Annotated in this window: 5 protein-coding genes and 1 pseudogene; 4 read left to right on the top strand and 2 right to left on the bottom strand. The window is 66.0% G+C overall.

Annotation, left to right across the window (positions count from 1 at the left end):
* Positions 1-1063: MFS transporter (locus tag AB1609_11275; protein ID MEW6047046.1), on the bottom strand; the 1063-nt coding region annotated here is incomplete at its 3' end.
* Here AB1609_11275 and AB1609_11270 point away from each other — a divergent pair.
* Positions 1046-1786, top strand: a pseudogene (locus AB1609_11270) (cyclase family protein). The gene AB1609_11275 and the pseudogene AB1609_11270 sit on opposite strands and share 18 nt — an antisense overlap.
* Positions 1787-1828: 42 nt before the next feature.
* Here AB1609_11270 and AB1609_11265 read toward each other — a convergent pair.
* Positions 1829-1990, bottom strand: a complete 162-nt coding sequence (locus tag AB1609_11265; protein MEW6047045.1) for a cupin domain-containing protein — start codon at positions 1988-1990, stop codon at positions 1829-1831.
* Positions 1991-2495: 505 nt separating this feature from the next.
* Between AB1609_11265 and AB1609_11260 the strand changes: the two genes are divergently transcribed.
* From AB1609_11260 to AB1609_11250, 3 genes are all read left to right on the top strand, one after another.
* On the top strand, positions 2496-4886 hold the full coding sequence (locus AB1609_11260) for a DEAD/DEAH box helicase (protein ID MEW6047044.1): 2391 nt from the start codon (positions 2496-2498) through the stop codon (positions 4884-4886).
* A gap of 19 nt (positions 4887-4905) precedes the next feature.
* Entirely contained in the window at positions 4906-7800 is a 2895-nt protein-coding gene (locus AB1609_11255) for an ATP-dependent DNA helicase (protein ID MEW6047043.1), read from the top strand.
* Positions 7797-8001, top strand: a 205-nt coding sequence (locus AB1609_11250) for a hypothetical protein (protein MEW6047042.1), incomplete at its 3' end; no start/stop codon positions are given. The genes AB1609_11255 and AB1609_11250, both read left to right, overlap by 4 nt.

Genomic DNA, 8001 nt, shown 5'->3' with positions numbered 1-8001 from the left:
CCCCGGTCCCCACGGAGGCCCCGAGGACGATGCCCGAGGCGGTCCCGACCCGGCCCGGCAGCAGTTCCTGAGCCAGCACCACGGACACGGAGAACGTGCTGACCAGCACAAAACCCAGGGCGGCCAGTGCCGCGGGAACCCACGCCGAGCTCACGTGGCCCACCAGCCACATGAGCGGAGCCGCCAGCGCCATGGAAGCTACGATGACGGGCTTTCGGCCCACCACGTCGGCCATGGGGCCGCCCACGAGCGTACCGGCTGCGCCAGCGAGGAGGAACAGCGCAAGCAGAGCCTGGGCACGCGCCACGGAGACGCCGCTGTCGGTCAGGCGAAGCGGCACGAACGCCTGGACCCCGGCATGCGTCCATGACCGCATGACCACGATGGTGGCAAGCAGGAGAAGGGCGCCCCAGCGGTCAGCTCGGCGGGGGACCCGCGTCTCCATCCCCGCTTCCGCCCGCCGGTCGCCCTGCCCGCCACCGGTAGCGCTGCTCTCGGGACCGCTCCAAATAAACATCGATCGCCCGGCCACGAGCGCCAGCGCTGCTACCCACGCGATCCCCGCCAGTCCAAGGGCCAGGGCCCTGGCTCCCCACCCCATCAAACCCGCCACGACGAGTGGCCCGAGGCCCAGGCCAACATTCCCGCCCACGGAGAACCACGACATGGCGGTCGCTCGAAGCGCTCCGCTCTTTTCGTGGGCGCGCCGCGAGGCCTCCGGGTGGTAGAGGGCAACCCCCAGCCCGCCCAGCGTGATCCCCGCGATGGCGGCTCCGTATGAACCCGCCAGCACCGCGCCCGCGATGCCTGTCCCGGCCAACAGGACGGCCAGGGGCAACAGGTAGCGGTTGCGGAAGCGGTCGCCCAGTACGCCGAAGATGGGCTGCACCACTGACGACGAGACCTGCAAAGCGAGCATCATGGCGCCCGTGGCGGCATACTGAAGCCCGAACGCTTGTTTCCACAGCGGCAGCAGGGCCGGCACGGCGCCTTGATAGAAATCGGCCACGAGGTGTCCGAACGACAGGAGCAGGATCGGGCGCGGATGGATTGGTTTCGCCATCAAAAGCCCCCATGGCAGGCGCGAAAGCCAAGTTGCCCCAATTGTACCACACGGGTGTCTTTCGGCTGCCTCGCGCGGGCAAACCCCGCCGGCCACCGGCGGGCGAGCCGGCCTTCACCCCAAACGAAGCGCGCGAAGCCTCACCGACGACGACCTGCGCCGCCTTTACCGCACCCTGCGCAGCTTCATGGCCGAGGCGCTCAGCGAAATCCGGGCGCAGCTGCCGCCGAATCTCAAGGCCAAAGTACGGCACTTCTTTGCGGTACGGGGCCATGCCGGCGAACCCTGCCCCCGCTGCGGCACCCGCATCGTGCGCCGTTCGTTGGGCTACCGGGGACCGACTTCTGCCCGCGCTGCCAGCCGGCGCCGGAGGGCCAGATTTACTCGATGAAAACCATTGCCTGCTCGCGGGTGGTCAACCCCAGCCACGTCACCGAACCGGGCATCCCCCTGTGGCCGGGCGATCCGCCGGTTGAGTTCGCTGTGGTGGCCCAGCGGGAACGGGACGGCTACTACCTCAGACGGTTCTCGATGGGCGAGCACACCGGCACCCACGTGAACGCGCCCCGCCACTTCCAGGCCGGCGGGGCCGGTATCGACGCGTACGCGCCTTCCTCCCTGGTCGCGCCCGCCGCTGCCACCGACGTCCGCCAGCGGGCCGCGCGTAACCCCGACTACGCCCTCAGCATCGACGACGTCCTGGCCTGGGAACGGCAGCACGGGCGCATCCCTGGTTTGTCGTGCAGGCGCAGTGACACCGCACCCTCACGGTTGGTGAGGGATGACGCAGATGAACCTCAGTACGCCGTCGCCGGTGTTGCGCATCCGGTGCGGGTGGTCCGGCGGAACGTAGATGACGGTGCCGGGGCCGATGGGCTGCTCGGAGTCGGCGTCACCGGCCGTTCCTTGCCCCTCGAGGACGTACATCTCCTGCTCGTACCAGTGCTGGTGAAGCGGGATCTCGCCACCGGGCTCCACCTCGAAAACCCGCATGGCGTAACGGGGCGCGCCGTCCGCCTTGCTGATGACCCAGCGTAGCTTCACCCCGCGCGCCGTTGGGGCCGGCTCCATCGGAACGGTTGACTCGTGAAACACCCGGATACCCTCTCCCACGACCATCGGCACCTCCCCTGCCCGGATTATGCGGGCCCCACCGCCTCCGGCGCAACGCCAGGGGCGCGGGGCCGGCGTCGAGTGGCCACGCCGACGTCCTAGCGGCCGGCCACGCCTCAGCCTCGCCGGCCATCGGCGGTGTTATCACACGTTCCAACAGTGCTTGACACGGCCAGTGGAAGACCTCAGGATGGTAACGAGAGGATCCCCTGGCAAGAGCCAACACTACGCGCCTGCTCTACACGGACTTCATGCCGGCATCCGGAGGAGGCCCATGTCTGCAGCGCCATCCGCACGGGAAAGTGGGGGTGGCGACCGAGTGGCTGACGCTGAGTTGCGATTTCCGCTGTACGAGAGAGCCCAAGAGGCGGGTGTACTTGACGGTGGCAGTGCCCTGATCGTGGCACCTACCGGCACTGGAAAGTCCTTCATCGGGCGACAAGCCATCGTGCGGGCGCTCCAGCGAGGCACTCCTGGCACACACGCCTACCTTGTGCCGTTCCGCGCCCTGGCCGACGAGGTCTATACAGCCTTCTCCGAGTTGCTCGAGTCGGCGGAAGTACCCGGCCCGGCAAGCCCACGTCTTCGCATTGTGACGGGGGATCATCGTGATCCGGTGCGCCCTGACGAAGCAGACGTTATTGTGGCCACCTACGAGAGTTTCGTCGGGCTCATGCACCGTTCGGGATTCCGGCCCGGCGTGGTGGTAGCGGATGAAGTCCACCTGGTGGCAGATGATGACAGGGGTCCCGTGCTCGAGGGACTTTTCTCGCGGTTGCTCGCGAGCCGCCGTGCGCAGGCCCTCTGCGGGCTATCCGCTGTCGTGGAGAATGCCGACGAACTGTCCGACTGGCTCGGAGTGCCGTTGGTGCAGGGGACCGCGGCGGACCGCCCGGTTTCCCTGTCGTTCCAACACATGCTGGTAGATGACCTCGACGGCGGCCTGAAGGTGGCCCTTGAGCCCTGCCTTCAGGGAGAGCAAGGCCTGGTATTCTGCAACTCCCGCGCGGCAGCCGAGCGCGCAGCTCGCGAGCTTTCCACAATCATCCAACCCGCTCTGTCAAGCGCTAACCGCCGAGCGCTTATCACCCTGGCCGGCCAGATTCTGGAGCAAGACCCGGACGCTGAAGATGCGGTCGAACTGCTGACGACCGGCGTCGCTTACCATCACGCCGGCCTGCCAAGAACCATCCGGCGCGCGATTGAAACCGCATTCCGAGACCGTCCGCTGAGGGTCATCGCGGCTACTCCAACCCTTGCAGCCGGTGTGAACCTTCCGGCGGGCGTTGTGGTGGTGCGAGACATCTTCCGGCCCGACGTGATTCGTGGCGTGTTCCGCTACGTGCTCCTGCCCAGCGGTGAGGTTCTCAACATGCTGGGAAGGGCAGCCCGTCCCCACCAAGTTCGACGGGGTGTCGGCATCGCCCTCATTGAGAAGCGTATCCAAAAGGAACCCAAAGTTCAGGAACTACTTTCAGCCATTGCAGCCGGTCGGGGCGGCGTTGTCACGAGTCGCCTGCCCGAGAGCTTCGAGGGTCTCATGCGTTTCGTCCTGGGCGTGGTCGCAGAGACGGGTGACACCACCCGGGAGGATGTCGCCCGCGCCTTCGAGAAAACGCTGGCCTATCATGCCGACCCGCGGCCCATCCGGTTCGACCGCTCCTTCGAGGAAGACATCATGGAGGACATCCCCGCGTACGAGAAGGTCGTCGAAGCCGGTGGTTCCATCCGCCTGGCCGCCTACCGGCTCTCGGCCGCTGGCGTCGACGCTGTAGTGCGATCCCGCGAAAACCAGTACACGGTTACCATCAGCGTCACCGGGCTGAGCTGTACGTGCCCCGCTGCAAGCCAGTTCTACAGAGGGCGCATCTGCAAGCACGAAGCGTGTGCCATCCACGACCTGCTCTTCAGCCCTGGTATCGATGAGGAGACCCGCACGCGCACCATCTACAACTGTGGCCATGTCTTCGGCAAGACGCTGGACCTGGGCACCCGGCTCGGTCTAGCGCTTCGAATCCTCACATCCTGGCGCCTCATCGAACGGGTGCCTGGTGGCTGGCACATTACACCGATAGGGGACGTCGCGGCCGCAAGCGGGTTCGACCTGCTCCTGGTACGACAGGCCATCCAACGCGTCGAGCAGGCTTCCGGGGCCACATACCGCGATGTTGCGCGATGGGCCGTCGAAGACTACCAGGAAAAGGACCGGGTAAAGTGGGTCGGGGCCGTCGAGCGGTGGATTGACGAGGTCAGTGAGGACCAGATCCACTTCCCGGTCAGGCACAGAGGCGACTTCGAGCGAGCCCTGGACGATCTCTCTCAGGTCTGCTTGCTCTATGAAAAGGCGGCACTGGCGCTGGGCAAGCCGAACATCGCTGAGGCCGCCCGGGCGGCCTCAGGAGTTATTCGCTACGGCGTGGCGCCTGAACTGGTCCCCCTGATGGGGCTCGGCCTCCCCCAACTGGGCCGTGCGCGCAGCCGGTACCTGTTCGAGCGGGGTGTGAGGAACCTGCAAGACCTCGTTCAGGCAGACCCGGCGAAGCTCTCGGACCCCCGCCGGGCGCCTGAGGCCCTAGTACGCCAATGGGTTGAACGAGCCCGGGAGATTCATAAGGCGCGCGCCGTCGCCCTGGCGGACCGGGAGGAGGCCGATGAGGAATTCGATGAACTGGTCTCGCGGTTTCGCATCGACCCCGCCGCTCTGAGGTGACAGGGGGAGCGCCAGTATTGTGCGAACACTGACCGAGCGGCAGCGACACGCCATCCATCACCCAGCCGATCGGCTGCAAATCCTGGCCTGTGCGGGGTCAGGAAAGACAGAAGTGCTGGCCCGGCGGGCTGTAGCGGCGCTTCTGGCCACCCCAGATCCATCTTCCATCATCGCCTTCACCTTCACGGACAAGGCAGCTTTAGAGCTCAAGACGCGGATCGAGGCTCGTGCCGCCGAGGCTGACCCGGGCTTCCTCGACCTTCCCCCGGTCTCCAGGGGCATGTTCATCGGGACAACCCACAGTTGGGCCCTTCAGGCGCTACAGGAACTCGGCGGGCCCTACGGAACGGTGGATGCGCTCACGGAGGAACAGGAGTGGGCGCTGTTGCACCGAGTTGCACGGCGCCTGGGCGTCGTGGATCTTTATGCAGCCCATGAGGACAAACCTACCAACCGCGTGACCGCGACGCAGGCGATCGACGTGTTCTTGCGGAGCGCTGAGGTGGTTCACAACGAACGCATCGACAGGGCTGCGCTACGCCAACAAGCATCGCAGTTCGCCGATGTCCTCGGTCGTTACGAAAGGCTCCTGGACGAGATGCGGCTGATGCCGTTTCGCCTCATGCTCAGCCACGCGGTGGACGAGCTGGCCCCGGGGGGTCGGCTTCGGGCGAGATTTGAGGGCCGCGTCCGCCATGTACTGGTCGACGAGTTCCAGGACTTCAACCGTACGCAGGAGCAATTGCTCGCATACCTCGCGGAGATGGGAGCGCGAGTGACGGTGGTCGGGGATGACAACCAGGCCATTTATCAATGGCGGGGCGGGGACGTCTCGGTCTTCACGTCGTTCGCGAGGCGCTACGGGGCGGCGATCGCCCGATTAGCCGAGAACCATCGCTGCCGTCCGGAGATCGTTCAGTTTGCCCGGAATCTGGTCGCAAGACTTCCGGAGCGGCTCGAGAAGGTACTCGAGGGAGCGCGCGAACCGTCTAACCCGGGTGCTGTTGAGGTCATGGTAGGTGAAACGGCTGAGGATGAAGCGCGGCTGATCGCAGGACGCATCCAGAAGCTGATGGCCCAAGGGCACGCGCCGGGCGACATCGCTATCCTCTACCGCTCGGTGCGTGCGTCTGCTCGCCCCCTGGTTGACGAACTGAGAGCCCGTAACGTCCCGCTGGCCGTCGTAGGTAAGACCTCGCTTCTGGCTCACCCTGAGATGGCGCTAATTGCTCGCATCTTTATCTGGTGGGCAGGGGGAATCTGGTATCCCAATGCGGATTTCACGCCCGAGACGGTGACCCGCAGTTCCCTGCGTGCTGAGATCCGGCAAGTGACCGGCCGGGACGATGGCTTTGCTGAACGCGTCTTGCGGGACATTGAGCGCCTGGGCCAAACGGTGCGCGAGCAGGGAGTTTCTGACAGCGTTGCCCTGTTCAACGAAATGTTGACCACTCTCGGGCTCCCGGGCGCCGGAGACGATGCAGGTTCTCATGAGCTGGGCCTCGGGCGTATGTCGGAACTGCTGACCCAGTTTGACCATGGCGTTAGGAGGGCGGCACCCGCCGGTTTTTACAAGGGTCCCCGGCAGAAGCCGCATGAGGTTCAGGGTGACGAAGCCGTGGTCGACGAGGCCGGTGAGGACCTGGCGTTGTCGGGCGACGGGCAGGCGGCCCGGACGGTGCGGGTTCTCGGGGCCACACGGGGCGAGATTTACCTTATGCGCCTCAGGGCGTTTCTCGAGCAATTCGCGGGTCGCGCAGCAGAAGAGACACCTGAAAAAGTGGCTGAGGCTCAAAACGCGGTCCAGGTGATGACCGTTCACCAAGCGAAGGGACTGGAGTTTCCGGTCGTTTTCGTGCCCTCCCTCGTCGAAGGGCGTTTCCCCTCGGCACTCATGGGTCGCCTGCAGTCCTGGTTCGTTCCGACAGCCCTCTTTGACCGCCAGCGCTACGAGGGACGGGAAGAGGACGAGGCGCGCCTGCTCTATGTGGCCTTGACCCGTGCTCGGGAGCTGCTCGTGATTAGCTGGTTCCGTCGCCATGCGGCCAGAACCGCGGCCCCCTCGCGGTTTGTTACGCGCGACCTGCGCTCGGCCATCAACACCGCTTTGCCGGCCGGAGTGGCAACCCCTCCCCGGTCGTCCACGGTTCGTAAGGCTGACCCCATCACCCTGGACTTCTCCAGCCTCATCACCTACCAGGAGTGCGGCTACCGCTACTGGCTGCGCCATGTTTGCGGGTTCCAGCCGCCCCTCGTCCCGGAGATCGGCTTCGGCCGTTTTCTCCACCACGTGGTGGCGGAACTGGCCCGGCAGGCAATGAACGGCAGGGTACCCACGGAACCGGACGTTGACGGCCTCGTCGACCGCAACTTCTACCTGCCGTTTGCCGGGCCGGTGCCAGCCGATAAACTCCGGGAGGCGGCCCGGCGCCGTGCAAAGGCGTATGTCCGCCGCTTCGGTGGGGAACTGACCCGTACGCTCCGGCCCGAGGCTCGCTTTGAGGTGCCCCTAGCGAACGCCCGCATCCGGGGGCGTATTGATCTCGTGCTTCGGGCTAACGGACGCTCGGACCACCGGGTCGAACTGATCGACTTCAAGACATCCGCGAACCGGCCTCCGTCGGACATCCACGTAAACCAGATCCGCCTTTACGCGGCCGCCCTCGAGCGCCTCGGCTTTGAGCCTGTACGCCTGGCGATTCACGACCTGGACGCCGACTTCGGCGCCCGGCTCGAGGTCTCCAACGATGTCCGGGCTCGTGACTCTTTCCGGGAGCACGTGCAGGAATGGGTCGAGGGGATCCGCGCCGGCTCGTACCGTGCAACGAAAAACCCGGCCATCTGCCGAAGCTGTGACTTTCGGCGATTCTGCCGATACGGGCCTCACGCTCATCAGGAGACGAACAGCGGATGAGCGACGTGCTGACCCTTCAGCTGGCTGGCGGGCGTCACGCCCGAAGCCAGCTCTCCAAAACTCGCTGCCGGAGACGGGCCGGCCAGGTGGGGATCGGCATCACCGAGTACGGCCTCTCGTGGCGCACCCCCAGCTTCCGGCACCTGGCCGACTTCACGGCCGCCCTCTGGACGGCTGACGTGGCCGGTCGCATCATGGCCG

Source organism: Bacillota bacterium, from assembly GCA_040754675.1.
GTDB lineage: Bacteria > Bacillota > Limnochordia > Limnochordales > Geochordaceae > Geochorda.
The sequence above is the reverse complement of the archived record's forward strand: the minus strand, read 5'-3'. Positions and strand labels throughout refer to the sequence as shown.